At 45.1% G+C, this 15,343-nt stretch carries 12 protein-coding genes and 1 riboswitch; of the genes, 10 read left to right on the forward strand and 2 right to left on the reverse strand.

Annotated elements, in window-relative coordinates:
* Positions 1 to 63 precede the first annotated feature (63 nt).
* On the forward strand, positions 64 to 798 hold the full coding sequence (gene rsmG / locus DWZ40_RS16765; RefSeq protein WP_118544011.1) for a 16S rRNA (guanine(527)-N(7))-methyltransferase RsmG: 735 nt from the start codon (positions 64 to 66) through the stop codon (positions 796 to 798).
* Positions 799 to 1,368: 570 nt separating this feature from the next.
* Here the strand turns inward: rsmG and DWZ40_RS16770 are convergent.
* Entirely contained in the window at positions 1,369 to 1,734 is a 366-nt protein-coding gene (locus DWZ40_RS16770) for a VOC family protein (RefSeq protein WP_118544012.1), read from the reverse strand.
* A 207-nt stretch (positions 1,735 to 1,941) separates the two neighbouring features.
* Positions 1,942 to 2,928 carry an alpha/beta hydrolase gene (locus DWZ40_RS16775; protein WP_347560117.1) on the reverse strand — a complete coding sequence of 329 codons (987 nt, stop codon included), beginning with the start codon at positions 2,926 to 2,928 and terminating at the stop codon, positions 1,942 to 1,944.
* 394 nt (positions 2,929 to 3,322) lie between these two features.
* On the opposite strand from DWZ40_RS16775, the gene DWZ40_RS16780 reads away from it, so the two are divergent.
* The 9 genes from DWZ40_RS16780 to DWZ40_RS16820 all read left to right on the forward strand — a co-directional run bounded on the left by DWZ40_RS16780 (position 3,323) and on the right by DWZ40_RS16820 (position 15,259).
* Positions 3,323 to 4,093 (forward strand): AAA family ATPase, encoded by a 771-nt coding sequence (locus DWZ40_RS16780; RefSeq protein ID WP_118544048.1) that lies wholly within the window; start codon positions 3,323 to 3,325, stop codon positions 4,091 to 4,093.
* 1 nt (position 4,094) lies between these two features.
* A complete protein-coding gene (locus DWZ40_RS16785) occupies positions 4,095 to 5,315 on the forward strand; it encodes a ParB/RepB/Spo0J family partition protein (RefSeq protein ID WP_182431777.1) in 1,221 nt (406 codons plus the stop codon).
* A 147-nt stretch (positions 5,316 to 5,462) separates the two neighbouring features.
* Complete coding sequence (locus DWZ40_RS16790) at positions 5,463 to 5,990, forward strand: DUF4446 family protein (RefSeq protein WP_118544014.1); 528 nt, start codon at positions 5,463 to 5,465, stop codon at positions 5,988 to 5,990.
* 524 nt (positions 5,991 to 6,514) lie between these two features.
* A complete protein-coding gene (gene adhE / locus DWZ40_RS16795) occupies positions 6,515 to 9,127 on the forward strand; it encodes a bifunctional acetaldehyde-CoA/alcohol dehydrogenase (RefSeq protein WP_118544015.1) in 2,613 nt (870 codons plus the stop codon).
* A gap of 196 nt (positions 9,128 to 9,323) precedes the next feature.
* A complete protein-coding gene (locus tag DWZ40_RS16800; protein WP_118544016.1) occupies positions 9,324 to 9,926 on the forward strand; it encodes a TetR/AcrR family transcriptional regulator in 603 nt (200 codons plus the stop codon).
* Positions 9,904 to 11,262 (forward strand): MATE family efflux transporter, encoded by a 1,359-nt coding sequence (locus DWZ40_RS16805; RefSeq protein ID WP_118544017.1) that lies wholly within the window; start codon positions 9,904 to 9,906, stop codon positions 11,260 to 11,262. The genes DWZ40_RS16800 and DWZ40_RS16805 overlap by 23 nt, the downstream gene beginning before the upstream one ends.
* Positions 11,263 to 11,314: 52 nt before the next feature.
* A riboswitch (cobalamin riboswitch) is annotated at positions 11,315 to 11,534 on the forward strand.
* A 200-nt stretch (positions 11,535 to 11,734) separates the two neighbouring features.
* Positions 11,735 to 12,766 (forward strand): sirohydrochlorin cobaltochelatase, encoded by a 1,032-nt coding sequence (locus tag DWZ40_RS16810; RefSeq protein ID WP_118544018.1) that lies wholly within the window; start codon positions 11,735 to 11,737, stop codon positions 12,764 to 12,766.
* 194 nt (positions 12,767 to 12,960) lie between these two features.
* Positions 12,961 to 13,950: a hypothetical protein gene (locus DWZ40_RS16815; protein WP_118544019.1), complete on the forward strand. Its 990-nt coding sequence runs from the start codon at positions 12,961 to 12,963 to the stop codon at positions 13,948 to 13,950.
* 19 nt (positions 13,951 to 13,969) lie between these two features.
* On the forward strand, positions 13,970 to 15,259 hold the full coding sequence (locus DWZ40_RS16820) for an ABC transporter substrate-binding protein (protein WP_243035378.1): 1,290 nt from the start codon (positions 13,970 to 13,972) through the stop codon (positions 15,257 to 15,259).
* Positions 15,260 to 15,343: the final 84 nt, after the last annotated feature.

The following is a 15,343-nucleotide window of genomic DNA, read 5'->3' on the forward strand; positions in this document are numbered from 1 at the left end:
TGAAAATTCCGTACAATACAGTTATGGCAGCAGATTTTGCCGAAATTCCACACAGGAGGGATTATGGAACAGATTTTTGTGGATAAAATGAAAGCGGGAACCCTGGAACTGGGGATTACGCTTTCGGAACATCAGATGGAACAATTCTATCACTATTATGAATTATTGATCGAATGGAATAAGGTCATGAATCTGACCGGAATTACAGAACTGGAAGAAGTGGTCAGCAAGCATTTTATAGACAGCCTGGCACTTGTAAAAGCAGTACCTCTTCAGGATGGACGGAGTGTATCTGCGATTGACGTGGGGACGGGCGCCGGTTTCCCGGGAATTCCGTTAAAAATTGCATTTCCAAATTTAAAGATTACATTGCTGGATTCCTTAAATAAAAGAATCAAATTTTTAAATGAAGTGATCGGTCAGCTGGGACTTACGAATGTAGAAACGATTCACGGAAGAGCAGAGGACTTTGGTCAGGATGCAAAATACCGTGAGAAGTATGATTATTGTGTATCCCGGGCAGTTGCGAATGCGGCAACGTTGTCTGAATATTGTCTCCCGTTCGTAAAAGTAGGGGGCGCATTCATCCCGTATAAATCAGGAAAAATTGATGAAGAATTGGAGCAGGGAACCAAAGCAATCGAAAGCCTTGGCGGAAGTATTGCAGATGTAATCCGCTTTGAACTGACCGGAGCAGATGCAGACCGCTCATTGGTGGTAATTGATAAAATCGCGAAGACTGCGAAAAAGTATCCGAGAAAAGCGGGAATGCCGTCGAAAGAACCGATTGGGAAATAACAATATTGCGTAGTAAGTCTCTGTAGATACGGAAACACAAGCCAGCCGGTACAGGAACGCATTTGGGTGAAAATCCTTTTTCTCGTAGGCTGCGCCGCCTATTGTTGGAATTGCGACCCAAACTCACACGCGCTGCGTGCTCAAACAAGGGTCTCCGTTCCAACGCTATGCTCGCCCACTCACGGATTTTCAAACAAATGCTTATCCTGTACCGGCTGGCTTGCGTTTCCTGTGTACTGGCTTTACTAGCATAAAAACCTGCAACCATTACTGATTTGGCAGATAGTTAGCCTATCTCTGCCATTTCAGTAGTGGTTGCAGGTTTTTTGTATGTAGTGGAGCCAACACAGTAGAAAGCCCCCGCCGCGCCATGCATAAGCGCATTCTTTTAGCCGGTTGCAGCCTGTTTTGTGAGCATAGCGATTGCTTCGGAGCTCTGTCTGAGCGAACGCAGTGAGCGAGTTAGCGGAGAAGCAATCTAATAGGCGGCGGAGCAAAACGGGCGAAAATTGGCGTGAATGCGTTTATGCATGGCGCGGTGGGGGCTTTCGGACTTACTGTGCTAAATTGTTACTTAGCCGGCACAATTTCAATCCAGTAGCCATCGGGGTCGGAGATGAAGTAGATACCCATTGCTTCATTTTCGTAGCAGATGACGTTTTGCTTTTTATGTTGTTCATGAAGCTTTTCATATTCATCGGTTACGAAAGCAAGATGAAATTCACATTCGCCGAGATTGTATGGTTCTGTACGATCACGAAGCCATGTGAGTTCCAGGGAAAAGTTGCTGACACCATCTCCAAGATAGACAAGCTTAAATGATCCGTCAGCAGCATCTTTTTCTCGAATTGGTTCAAGGTTTAACGTATCTTTGTAGAATTTTAGACTTTTATCAAGGTCCAGGACATTAAAATTAAAATGGTTAAATTGAATCATCGTGAAAATCCTCCATTCTTGTATTTTTATGTTTCACGTGAAACATTGGAAACGTGTGAAAACAATCATATGACTTTGTCAGTGCAAAAAGTCAATTATAATGTTTCACGTGAAACATCAGCTGAAAATGATTTTGAAAAGTATTTCAACTTTTAGAAAGTTGCTGTTTAACACGGTGCACAAACAGCAATGGGTTTTGCGCATGCCTTATTTTATAAAATATGTTTTTACGAGTTCTGCAATTTCTTCTGGCTTTTCAACATGTGGTAATTCCTTTGATTTTGGCAGAATAGCTGTTTCAATAGAGGAATTATATTCTTTGTATTCTCCCAGTCGTTCTTTTATATTATCTACGGCACCGCCGCCAATCAGATAAATACTGTTATCAATTTTCTTCAGTGCGTTGATCAAATTGCACTTTGTGTAATTACAGCGAATACTTGCAAAGGTAGACTTAGGGGAAGATCCTAAATGAGCAGCTTCATAACAAGCGTCTACATAACTGGATTTCACAGTATACGGATTGAAAAACTTTCTGTCCATCAGTTCTTCCAAGATCATTTTTTTACTGCTTGCAATATGGTATAAAAGGGTGCCCACAATCGGCAGTTCAATGATGCATTTATACATTTTGGCTGTTTTACCAGGAATGGAGCTGTAGTCCAAAAGACTGAGCGGGTTGATCGCCATAATCTGATCAAATAATTCTGGCTTTAAGGAACATGCCATAAGAGGAATCGATGCAGATTCCCCAGAGGTAATAACGCTGGTGCGGTGCCCGATTTCCGATTTGATAAAGTCTGAAATCAATTGGACATATAAGAAATTTGTATATGTCATATTTGCTTTTTCGGAACGACCGAAGCCTAACAGGTCAATCGTATAGATTGTATATTCATTTTTCAAAAACGGAATCAGCTGTTTCCATTCATGTCCAGATGAAATGAAATCGATATCATGGATCAACAGAAGCGGCTTGCCGTTTCCTTCTTTTGTATAATGAATGTTTCCAAGGCGCCATTTGAAACAGAGTGCCTCTGGCTCTGCAAGCAGGTTCTTCGAGACGGCAGAAACCTGGATTGCTTTATTGATTGCTGCGGTTGTAACAGCAGCACCAGCTGAAAGTATAAGGAGCGTGAGTAATTTGTTTTTTGCTTTCATAAAACCTCCTTCTTGCCTTAAAAAGACATGCATTCGCACTATAAGTATAGTATTATTTTGCCAAAGATGCAACGAAAACAAAAATTAAAAAGTAGATGTTTCACGTGAAACATCTACTTTGAGGTTCGTAATAAATTTCACGCAAAAATTACATTTTTAAAAATTCGCTGAAAATAGTACAGGTTACAAGGTTGATATAAGCGTTATTACAAGAATTATTATATACAGCAGAGACAGTAAGAAAAATGATTGGTCAAAAAATTGATTTAAAAAAACAGATTTTGCGACAAAGAATAGGAAAACGAAAAAAAGTGTGCTATACTAATGCTATTGCTGCAAACAAGTGATAAAAAAAGAAACCTGAGAAAGTGAAAATCGTATGAAACGTTTTTCTTTCTCTTTTTCGGGGATGTATAAGGATGGTTATATGGGAAGAATAATAGCAATTGCAAATCAGAAAGGCGGCGTGGGAAAAACTACGACGGCAATTAATTTATCTGCATGTTTGGCTGAGGCGGGGCAGAAAGTGCTGGCTGTGGATTTTGATCCACAGGGAAACGCAACAAGCGGACTTGGATTTGAAAAAGGTTATATGGATAAAACCGTATATGAATTGCTGGTAGGGGAATGCAGCCTGGAAGAATGTATCATTAAAGAGGTGCAGGAGAATCTGGATGTCCTTCCGTCGGATGTGAATCTGGCCGGAGCAGAGATTGAACTTTTGGATGTAGAAAAGAAAGAATCTTTATTGAAGATGGAACTGGAGAAAGTGGAAGCCAATTATGATTATATCATCATTGATTGTCCGCCATCTTTGAGTTTGTTGACAATTAATGCGTTAACTGCTGCAGATACCGTGTTAGTACCGATTCAGTGTGAATACTATGCGCTGGAAGGTTTAAGTCAGATTCTTCAAACCGTCGAATTGGTAAAGAAGAAACTGAATCCGAAGCTGGAATTGGAAGGTGTTGTGTTTACCATGTACGATGCACGAACCAATTTGTCACTTCAGGTAGTTGAAAATGTAAAAGCACATTTAAATAAGAATATTTACAAAACGATCATTCCAAGAAATGTCAGATTGGCAGAAGCACCGAGCCACGGAAAACCAATTAATATATATGATACCCGTTCAACTGGTGCAGAGAGTTATCGTATGCTGGCGGCAGAAGTAATTAGCAGAGGGGAAGAAGAGTAAAATGGCAGGAGCAAGAAGAGGATTAGGCAGAGGACTTGGCGCTTTGTTCGGAGAAGATACCGTAGAAGAGGTAATTGGAGCAGAAAAAGCGGAGAAAGCAATAAAGACAGAAAAAGCAGAGAGAGCAATAAAGACAGAGAAGGCAGCGAAGACAGAAAAAACAGAGAAAGCTGCGAAAACAGCGAAATCAGAAAAAATACGGAAAGCAGAGAATCGAGAAAACGCTGCCGGATCAGCGAATCGAGAAGAAGCTGCAGGGCCGGAGCATAAAAAAGAAAGTTTTCATGCTAAAGGAAACAGCAGCCTGAAACAAAACGAAAAGACAGAAAAAGATGATACGGCGGCGATGGATAGCGTGCAGATACTTGGAGACGCTGTAAATACGGCAGCTTTAGCGAAAAATGGACAGCAGGAAGAACCGGCACAGACAGAACTGGAACTGAAAGTATCGGAACTGGAACCAAACCGTGACCAGCCAAGAAAGGCGTTTGATGAAGTACAGTTGGAGGAACTGGCTGATTCCATTCGAAAGTATGGTGTTTTACAGCCGCTTCTGGTGCAGAAAAAGAAGGATAATTATGAAATTATTGCGGGGGAACGGAGATGGAGAGCTGCCAAATTAGCAGGTTTGAAGACCGTTCCGGTTGTGATTCGGGAGTATAGTCCGCAGCAGGCAATGGAAATTGCGCTGATTGAAAATGTGCAGAGAGAGGATTTAAACCCGATCGAGGAGGCGTTGGCTTATCAGCGTTTGATGCAGGAATTTTCTTTGAAGCAGGAAGAAATTGCAGAACGAGTTTCGAAAAATCGTACAACGATTACCAACAGTATGCGCTTGTTGAATCTGACTCCGGAAGTTCAAAAGATGCTTGTTGAGGGGCGCATCAGCAGTGGACATGCGAGAGCTCTTCTGGCTTTGAGCGATCCGCAGCAGCAGATCGAACTTGCGAAAAAAGTTGAATTGGAACGAATGAGTGTCCGGGAAATTGAAAAAGCTGTAAAATTACTGGGCAAGGAAAAGAAAGAAAAGAAAAAGAAAGAAGTGGATGAAGCGGTTGAACTTGTATTTCAGAATATGGAAAACCGTATGAAAACCGTAATGGGAACGAAAGTGAATATCAGCCGCAAGGATAAAACAAAAGGAAAGATCGAAATCGAATATTACTCTGAGGCTGAGTTGGAACGGATTGTCGAGTTGATCGAATCCATTCAGCCGATGTAGTTTTACCGGTTACACATTTTTTTGCAGCAGACTGGATTTATAAATGGAAAGTCTGAGAGAAATACGAAACAAGTAGAGGAATATTTACGATATGTTTGCGCAGTGCGCAGATGAGTAACCACAAAACGGAAAGACGGGATTTATTATATGGAAGGAAGTATTTTAAATAATCTGGGATTTGACCCGGTTTATCTTTTGATAGCATTGGCAGTTTTGACTCTGGTCTTACTGGTTGTAACCGTTATGTGTCTGATCAACATGAGGAAACTTTATCGCAGATATGATATTTTTATGCGTGGAAGAGATGCGGAGACCATGGAAAATCTGATCATTGAGCAGATGAATGATATCATTGACCTGAAATCACAGGATCGTTTTAATAAGGATTCCATTCGTACTGCTAATAAAAACAGTCGTGCTGCATTCCAGAAAATCGGAATTGTAAAATACAATGCGTTTAAAGGCATGGGTGGAAATTTGAGTTTTGCGTTGGCTCTTCTGGATTATACCAATACGGGATTTGTCCTGAATTCTGTTCACAGTCGGGAAGGCTGTTATTTGTATTTGAAAGATGTAGAGCGCGGGGAAACGGAGGTTTTGCTGGGAGCAGAAGAAAAAGAAGCTCTGGAACAGGCCTTGGGATACAGAGAAAAGAAACCGACGCAGGAATCTTGATGATATAATTGTATAGGAAAAGATAAAAAGTAATTTCAGGAAAAGTGTGAAAACGCAGACAGACAATCAGGAAAATCGAGATAACTGAAAAGATGAGCAAAAATAAGCGGAAACAGCAAGTAAAATACAAGTAGAAAACAAGCGGAAACAGCCAGTAAAAAGAGCAAGTAGAAAACAAGCAGAAACAGCGCAGTTCAAAATAGAAGGATAGAAGTCCAGATAATGGATCTCTATCCTTCTATTTTTGTAAAAATTTTTTTATTTGTTCGTTTTTCTGGATTTTTATAAATGACAGACGCGCAGTTTTGAAAGCCGACAGGAACAAGGAGAATATGATATCAAATAGATGAAAATAAAAGTACATTGTATACATACAAACTGTACGAAAAAAAAGACAGGAAGAAAAATAAAAATATATTGACAATTATTTAACGAGTGGTATAATACTAACAGAATTGATCGTTAAAAAAATATCGGAAAAGATCAAGAAACCCCACTCACACAAATCGTTGGAGGATAAGAATATGGCAAAGAAAGAGATGACAGCAGTTCCGGAAATCATCGACAATGTAGAAGCACTGGAAAAGAAAATGGCTGCTATGCGTGAAGCACAGAAGGTATTTGCAACTTATACGCAGGATCAGGTTGACAAAATTTTCCATGCAGCAGCAATCGCGGCAAATCAGATGCGAATTCCGTTAGCCAAGATGGCTGTGGAAGAGACCGGAATGGGCGTTGTAGAGGATAAAGTAATTAAGAACAACTATGCTGCAGAGCATATTCACAATGCTTACAAGAATATGAAAACCTGCGGTGTGATCGAAGAAGATAAGGCATATGGTATCAAGAAAATTGCAGAGCCGATCGGTCTGGTTGCAGCAGTAATCCCAACTACCAACCCAACCTCTACCGCAATCTTCAAGACGCTGATCTGCTTGAAGACCAGAAATGCCATTATCATTTCCCCGCATCCGCGTGCAAAGGCCTGCACCATTGCAGCCGCTAAGGTGGTTCTGGATGCAGCAGTAAAGGCTGGTGCTCCGGAGGGCATCATCGGCTGGATCGATGTTCCGTCTCTGGAACTTACCAATACCGTTATGAAGGATGCAGACATCATTCTGGCAACCGGTGGTCCTGGCATGGTAAAGGCAGCATATTCTTCCGGCAAACCGGCTCTTGGTGTAGGTGCTGGTAATACTCCGGCTATCATCGACGAGACTGCAGACATTAAACTGGCTGTTAACTCCATTATCCATTCCAAGACCTTTGATAATGGTATGATCTGCGCATCTGAGCAGTCTGTAACGGTACTTGCTCCGGTTTATGAAGCAGTAAAGAAAGAGTTCGCATACCGCGGCTGTTATTTCTTAAAGCCGGATGAGATTGAGAAAGTAAGAAAGACCATCCTGATCAATGGTTCCCTGAATGCAAAGATCGTTGGTCAGAGTGCATTTAAGATTGCGCAGATGGCAGGTGTTGAGGTCCCGGAGGATACCAAGATCCTGATCGGTGAGGTGGAGTCCGTGGACATCAGCGAGGAGTTCGCGCATGAGAAGCTGTCTCCGGTTCTTGCCATGTATAAGGCACAGACCTTCGATGAGGCAATCGCCAAAGCAGAGCGTCTGGTTGCAGATGGTGGTTACGGTCATACCTCTTCTCTTTACATCAATGTAAACGAGAAAGAGAAAATGGCAAAACATGCAGCTGCCATGAAGACTTGCCGTATCCTGATCAATACGCCGTCTTCTCACGGTGGTATCGGTGATCTGTATAACTTTAAGCTGCTTCCGTCTCTGACACTGGGCTGCGGCTCCTGGGGCGGCAACTCTGTATCTGAAAACGTAGGTGTCAAGCATCTGCTGAACATTAAGACGGTTGCTGAGAGGAGAGAGAACATGCTGTGGTTCCGTACACCGGAGAAGGTATATTTCAAGAAAGGCTGCATGCCGGTTGCTTTAAGTGAGCTGAAGGATGTCATGGGCAAGAAGAGAGCTTTCATCGTAACCGACTCCTTCCTGTATATGAACGGTTATACCAAACCGATTACCGATAAACTGGATGAGATGGGCATTGTTTACCAGTGCTTCTCCAACGTACAGCCGGATCCGACCCTGGCAAATGCAATCGAGGGCGCAAAGGCCATGACCGCATTCCAGCCGGATGTCATCATCGCACTGGGCGGTGGTTCTGCAATGGATGCCGGTAAGATCATGTGGGTAATGTACGAGCATCCGGAAGTAGATTTCCAGGGCATGGCAATGCGTTTCATCGATATCCGGAAACGTGTTTACACCTTCCCGAAGATGGGTGAGAAGGCTTACTTCGTAGCGATCCCGACTTCTTCCGGTACCGGTTCCGAGGTAACTCCGTTCGCGGTTATTACCGATCAGGAGACCGGCGTGAAGTATCCGTTAGCAGATTACCAGCTGCTGCCGAATATGGCGATCGTAGATACCGATAACATGATGAGCCAGCCGAAGGGCTTAACCAGTGCATCTGGTGTGGATGTTCTGACCCATGCACTGGAGGCATATGCTTCTGTTATGGCAACCGACTATACGGATGGTCTGGCCTTGAAGGCTATGAAGAATGTCTTTGAGTACCTGCCGACTGCATACAATGATGGCAGCAATGTAGAGGCAAGAAGCAAGATGGCGGACGCTTCCTGCATGGCTGGTATGGCATTTGCAAACGCATTCTTAGGTGTCTGCCACTCCATGGCACATAAGCTTGGCGCATTCCATCACCTGCCGCACGGCATTGCAAACGCACTGTTAATTTCCCTGGTTGTAGAGTTCAACTCTGCTGAGTGCCCGAGAAAGATGGGAACCTTCTCCCAGTACCAGTATCCGCACACCATGGCCCGCTACGCAGAGTGCGCACGCTTCGTAGGCATTCAGGCGAAGACCGACGAAGAAGCTGTGAAGAAACTCATCGAGAAGATTGAAGAGCTGAAGGCAGCTGTTGGTGTGAAGAAAACCATTGCAGAGTATGGTGTGGATGAGAAGTACTTCTTAGATACCCTGGATGCTATGGTTGAGCAGGCATTCGATGATCAGTGCACCGGTGCGAACCCGAGATACCCGCTGATGAGCGAGATCAAGGAGATGTACTTAAGAGCTTACTACGGAAAGTAAGATATAGAACAAAAAAATGTCCCGGAATGGAATCCCGGGGCATTTTTTGTTCTCCAAATAGAGGATGAAGTGGATTATGATATTTGATTGCTGTTGACAAAACGAATGGCATTCGCTTACAATAAAACTAATACCATTAGTTTTATTGAGCAGGAGCCAGTTCCTGGATATATGTGAAACAGAAAGGTGGATCTGAGTGGCACAAAAAGGATTGAATTCAGAAATCGTGATAAAAGCAGCAGCAGAGTTGATTGAGAAGGAGGGAAGGGAAACGTTTTCCATGCGATTGCTGGCTGATTTTTTGGGGATAAAAACAGCATCTCTTTATAATCATGTGGAAAGTATGGATGGACTGATTGCGGAGATATGTCGTTATGCGTTGCGTCTTCAAAAAGAAACGGAGATGCAGACAATAGAAGGGAAACATGGTGAAGATGCGGTACGGCTTTTGGCAGATGCGTATCGCAGCTTTGCTAAGAAGCATCGGGAACTGTACTGGCTGATCATGAATACAGCAGCAAGAGATAATCGGGTATTGGATGATGCAGCGACACTTTTTACGGATCCGCTGAAGAAAATGCTAGAAGATTTTCATTTAAGCGAAGAAAAAAGCATCCATTACCGAAGGCTATTTCGGGCAATCGTACATGGATTTGTTTCGCAGGAGGATACAGGTTTCTTTTCTCATTATCCGATGGATGTGGATAAGAGTTTTCATTTTGCTGTTCAGTGTTACATTAACAGCCTGAGACAGGAAGAAAAGAGGGAGTTTGAGCATGACAAAAACAAAAAAGGATGAGGAATTATTTGCGCGTATGCCGGTGACGCAGGCGATTCTGAGCCTGGCAGTGCCGACGGTAGTCAGTCAGATCATAACGATCATTTACAACATGGCAGATACATTTTTTATCGGGCAGCTTGGAGATCCAAAACAGGTAGCTGCTGCAACTCTTGCCATGCCGCTTTTTATGTTTATGACGGCACTTTCCAATCTGTTTGGAGTCGGTGGTTCCAGTCTGATCTCGCGATTTTTAGGCGCAGATGAACGGGAAAAAGCATCGCGCTGCAGTGCTTTTTGCATCTGGACAGCAGCGATCAGTGCGGGTCTTTATGGTATTCTGATCCTTTTCTCACGGCCGGTACTGATGCCAATTCTTGGCGCAAATGAAGAGACGTTTGACATGGCATCATCGTATCTGCTCTGGACCATTGGACTTGGTGCGATTCCAACCGTTATGAATCCGGCACTGGCCCATCTGATCCGTGCCGAAGGTTATTCCAGACAGGCAAGTTTTGGCGTAGCTTTTGGTGGTATTTTAAACATGGTCCTGGATCCGTTATTTATTTATGGGCTTCATCTTCAGATTAAAGGAGCTGCAATTGCAACCCTGCTTTCCAATAGCATGGCTCTGCTTTATTTTCTGCGGTTTATCTGGAAAATCCGTTCGACGAGTACCTTGACGTTTTCACCAGCTAAGTATACACTGGGGGAACATATTCCGGCTGAGGTCCTGAGTGTTGGTTTGCCAAGCTTTCTGATTTCCATGATGGGAACCGTTTCCAATACCGTTTTAAATCATATCATTGCCGGATATTCGAATGTGGCAGTAGCGGGAATGGGCATTGCGAAGAAAGTGAATATGCTGGCATTTGCCGTGGCGCAGGGAATTACGCAGGGAACCTTGCCGTTAATTGGATATAATTTTACTTCCGGGAACCGGAAACGGATGCTTCAGGCAATTCAGAGATTATTTGTTTTAAGCCTGGGCGTGTCACTGGTGATTGCGGCAGGACTTTATACCAATGCAGCTTTAGTGACCCGGATGTTTATCAATGACCGGGAAACGGTAGAGTATGGTTGTAATTTTCTGCATATCATCTGCTCTGCCTGTTCCATGACGACAATGACATTTTTTGTCTTGACTGTTTTTCAGGCAACTGGTAAGAAAAAACAGCCGATTATCCTTTCCATGCTGAGAAAAGGAACGGCAGACGTACCGTTTATGATCTTATTCAATGCTTTATTTGGCATTCAGGGTGTGGCATGGGCTACTCCGGTCGCAGAGACAATATCGTTGGTGACTGCGGCGCTTATGGTGATCCCGTATCTGAAAAAACTGGCAAATGACATGTAAAAAAGGTGGTGTGGGTTGCTTTTTCCGGTTGGGAATGCTACTATGGATACATATCGAAATTAGGACAATCGGTGCCGGAGTCTGCATGTACAGACAATGGGTAAAAGGGAAGCAGGTGGAAGACCTGCGCGATCTCGTCACTGTAAGTAGGGAGCACTGGATGACAAGGATACCAAATGGTATGCTGCCCACTGGTTTTTGGAGACTGGGAAGGGATTTTTCAGTGCGTGGATGGACAAGCCAGGAAACCTGCCGGTTGTTGGTACAGGAGAATTCCAGATCACGAGGACTTGGTCGTACCGTTATTCTGCAGATCCTTATTCCGGATCACAAAAAGCAGAGTTTTTTGTTACTATTCGCAGGCAGGGACGGTTCTGCCATGAATGCGTGAGACTTCTCCAGGTATTCCAAAATCGATAGTGTCAGCAATGGTGGTTTATGATACCACGTTATTTCAGAGAAGGAGAAGAACATGAAAAAAAGAACACTGACAGCATTATTTGCAGTCACTGCGCTTTCTGCTGCGATGATGGCAGGCTGTGCAGGAAAGGCAGAGAAAACCGAGGCAACCACAGCAGCAGAAACTTCCAGCGAGGCAGCAACCGAGGCTGAGACCACAGCGGAAGAAACCACTGCAGAGGCTGAGGCAGAAGACGAAGAAAATTACGACACCGGAGATGCATCTATGGATAACACAAGAAATCAGGACGAAATCGGCGAGAAGGAGTTAATGGTTGTCAGCTTTGGAACCAGTTTTAACGACAGCCGCCGTCTGACCATTGGCGCAATTGAGAACGCAATGGAAGAAGCATTCCCGGATTATTCCGTAAGAAGAGGCTTTACCAGCCAGATCATCATTGACCATGTAAAGTCCAGAGATAACGTAGCAATCGATAATGTAGGCGAAGCACTGAAGCGTGCCATTGACAATAACGTAAAGACCCTGGTTGTCCAGCCGACCCATCTGATGAATGGTCTGGAGTACCATGATCTGGTCGATGAGATCGCACAGAATTCTGATGCATTTGAGCAGGTAGCAGTGGGCGAGCCGCTTCTGACCAGCGACGATGATTTTAAGGCAGTCATCAAGGCAATCACAGACGCAACCGCAGAGTACGATGACGGCGAGACCGCAATCTGCTTTATGGGTCACGGCACTGAGGCTGACTCCAATGCGGTTTACGCAAAGATGCAGCAGATGCTGGCAGATGAAGGCTTTGAGCACTACTATGTAGGTACCGTTGAGGCTGAGCCGAGTCTGGAGGATGTGATTGCAAAGGTAAAAGAGGGCGAGTACAAGAAGGTTGTTCTTGAGCCGCTTATGATTGTAGCCGGTGACCATGCAAACAACGATATGGCAGGCGACGAGGATGGTTCCTGGAAGACGGAGTTTGAGAAAGAGGGTTATGAGGTAACCTGTATTCTGCGTGGCTTAGGTGAGTTAGAGCCGATCCAGAAGCTGTTTACCGAGCATGCTCAGGCTGCAATCGATACCTTAAAATAAAATTGTGTTGCAGCAGCATTTGGAAATCGCCAAAATGTTGCTGGTAAGAGGCATTGGATGTAAAATTCGAGCAGAAGATAGAGAAAACGGGTGGCAGGATGGAGTTCCAGCCGCCCGTTTTTATTAGACTACATAGCGAGAAGGCGCCAGCGGTGCCTCCACTAATTGGTTTATAGAGAATAAGGAGCATTGTTATGAAGAAGAAAATCTATGGCGTTATGGCGGTCGTTTGCCTGAGTGGTATGCTGGCAGCAGGCTGCGGCGGAAAAAATCAGGCAGAGACTTTGCCTGCACAGGGCGGCGCGCCGGTTGTCACAGGAGAAACAGCGGATGGTGCACAGGAGAAAACGGTAGATCAGAACGAAAATCAGAGCGAAGGTCAGAACGAATCCTCCGCGGACAGCGCAGTCGCAGCAGCGGATGAGACGGTCGCGGAGAAACAGGTAGGGACAGAGGGCATGGTCCCGGTTCCGGCTTCGGAATTAAAGGATGGCGTGTATCCGGTAGACGTGGATTCCAGTTCTTCCATGTTTCAGATCGAGGAATGTGAGCTTACCGTAAAGGATGGCGCGATGACAGCGGATATGAAGATGGGCGGTACCGGCTACTTAAAGCTTTATATGGGAACCGGCGCTGAGGCAGTCAATGTCTCTGAGGAGGACATGATCCCGTATGAAGAGGCGTCGGATGGAAGCCATCATTTTACGGTGCCGGTAGAGGCGCTTGACAAAGAAATTGACTGCAGTGCATTCAGCAAGAAAAAAGAAAAGTGGTATGACCGGGTACTGGTATTTCGTGCAGATTCCCTTCCAGACGATGCCTATCTGGAAAGTAAGCAGGTGACTGCAGAGAGTCTGGGACTTGCAGACGGCAGTTACACCGTGAAGGTGTCCATGGAGGGCGGTTCCGGAAAGGTAACGGTGGAGTCTCCGGCAAAGCTAGAAATTAAGGATGGAGAGGCAGTTGCAACGGTACGTTGGAGCAGTCCGAACTATGATTACATGAAGATTGGGGAAGAAAAATTCCTGCCGGTAAACCAGGGCGGAAATTCTGCATTTGAGATTCCGGTTGCCGTGTTTGACCGGAAGATTTCCGTGGCAGCAGATACCACGGCGATGAGCACGCCGCATGAGATTGACTATACTCTGCTGTTTGATTCTGCTTCCATTGCTGAGGTGAAATAAAGGGATGGTCGTAAGGCGTATGATGAAAAACAGGAAAGCATTAAAACGGATGCGGAAGCTTCTGGCGGTTGGAGTGCTGATTGCTTGTCTGGCAGGAATGCCGGGATGCGCCGGAACACCGGCAACGGGTTCATCATCAGGCGCTGATTCTGTGCCAGCTGGATCATCGGGCACAGGTGCAGCAGTTTCTGGTGGGACGAACACGGACACAGAAGTTTCCGGTGCAACATCAGATACAAACGCAGCTTTGACAGCACCGGTCTGGAGTGAAATGCAGCCGGAAAGCAGCATGGAGCTTTTGTATGCCACGCAGTTTAGCGTGGATTCTTACGAGGGCGGTTATGAGTTGATTCAGATTCAGGATGACGGGAAGTATCTGGTCGTACCGGAAACCATGCCGGTGCCGGAAGGCGTCCCGGATTCCATTACTGTTTTGCAGAAACCGTTAGACCATGTGTATCTGGCGGCAACCTCCGCGATGGATCTGATCGCGGCGATCGGACGCACGGACCGGATCACGTTGTCCGGCACCAAAGAATCCGGGTGGTATGTGGAAGCGGCAAAAGAGGCAATGAAAGCCGGAACCCTCACCTATGCAGGAAAATACAGTGCCCCGGATTACGAAAAGATTCTGGCAGATGGCTGCGACCTGGCGGTGGAATCGACCATGATCTACCATACGCCGGATGTAAAAGAGCAGCTTACACAGCTGAAGATCCCGGTACTGGTAGAGCGTTCCAGCTATGAGGAGCACCCACTTGGAAGAATGGAATGGATCCGGCTGTACGGCGTACTGTTTGACGAGGAAGAAAAGGCAGAGCAGCTTTTCCGGGAAAATATGGAAGCCTTAGACGGCGTGCTGTCTGAACAGCCGACCGGAAAAACTGCAGCATTTTTCTACATCACATCAAATGGTGCGGTGAATGTAAGAAAACCGGGAGATTATGTGGCAAAGATGATCGAGCTTGCGGGCGGAAGTTATGTGCCGCAGACCGCATCGGAAGAGGAAAATGCGCTTTCCACGATGAACATGCAGATGGAAACCTTTTATGCGGAAGCAAAGAATGCGGATATTCTGATCTACAACAGTACCATAGACGGGGAACTGGAGACGCTCGATCAGCTTCTGGCGAAGAGCCCGCTTCTGGCAGATTTTAAGGCCGTCAAAGAAGGCAATGTCTGGTGTACCGGAAAAAATATGTTCCAGGAGACGATGGGACTTGGCAATATGATCCTGGATCTGCACACTGTGTTGGCAGAGGAAAATCCTGCGGATGGAGAACTACATTATCTGCACCGGCTGCAGTAAATGCAGGCTTTGCAGTGCAGCCGTAGGCGGGAAAACGCGGGTGATTACGAAAATAGTCCTGGAAAAAGCTGCGCAAAGGCAAGT

Source organism: Clostridium sp. AF32-12BH, assembly GCF_003477935.1.
GTDB lineage: Bacteria > Bacillota > Clostridia > Lachnospirales > Lachnospiraceae > Brotaphodocola.

What these genes read in the sequence shown, in the direction of transcription:
- rsmG (WP_118544011.1), top strand. Translation starts at nt 64, where the DNA reads ATGGAACAGATTTTTGTGGATAAAATGAAAGCGGGAACCCTGGAACTG.
- DWZ40_RS16770 (WP_118544012.1), bottom strand. Translation starts at nt 1,734, where the DNA reads ATGATTCAATTTAACCATTTTAATTTTAATGTCCTGGACCTTGATAAA.
- DWZ40_RS16775 (WP_347560117.1), bottom strand. Translation starts at nt 2,928, where the DNA reads ATGCATGTCTTTTTAAGGCAAGAAGGAGGTTTTATGAAAGCAAAAAAC.
- DWZ40_RS16780 (WP_118544048.1), top strand. Translation starts at nt 3,323, where the DNA reads ATGGGAAGAATAATAGCAATTGCAAATCAGAAAGGCGGCGTGGGAAAA.
- DWZ40_RS16785 (WP_182431777.1), top strand. Translation starts at nt 4,095, where the DNA reads ATGGCAGGAGCAAGAAGAGGATTAGGCAGAGGACTTGGCGCTTTGTTC.
- DWZ40_RS16790 (WP_118544014.1), top strand. Translation starts at nt 5,463, where the DNA reads ATGGAAGGAAGTATTTTAAATAATCTGGGATTTGACCCGGTTTATCTT.
- adhE (WP_118544015.1), top strand. Translation starts at nt 6,515, where the DNA reads ATGGCAAAGAAAGAGATGACAGCAGTTCCGGAAATCATCGACAATGTA.
- DWZ40_RS16805 (WP_118544017.1), top strand. Translation starts at nt 9,904, where the DNA reads ATGACAAAAACAAAAAAGGATGAGGAATTATTTGCGCGTATGCCGGTG.
- DWZ40_RS16810 (WP_118544018.1), top strand. Translation starts at nt 11,735, where the DNA reads ATGAAAAAAAGAACACTGACAGCATTATTTGCAGTCACTGCGCTTTCT.
- DWZ40_RS16815 (WP_118544019.1), top strand. Translation starts at nt 12,961, where the DNA reads ATGAAGAAGAAAATCTATGGCGTTATGGCGGTCGTTTGCCTGAGTGGT.
- DWZ40_RS16820 (WP_243035378.1), top strand. Translation starts at nt 13,970, where the DNA reads ATGATGAAAAACAGGAAAGCATTAAAACGGATGCGGAAGCTTCTGGCG.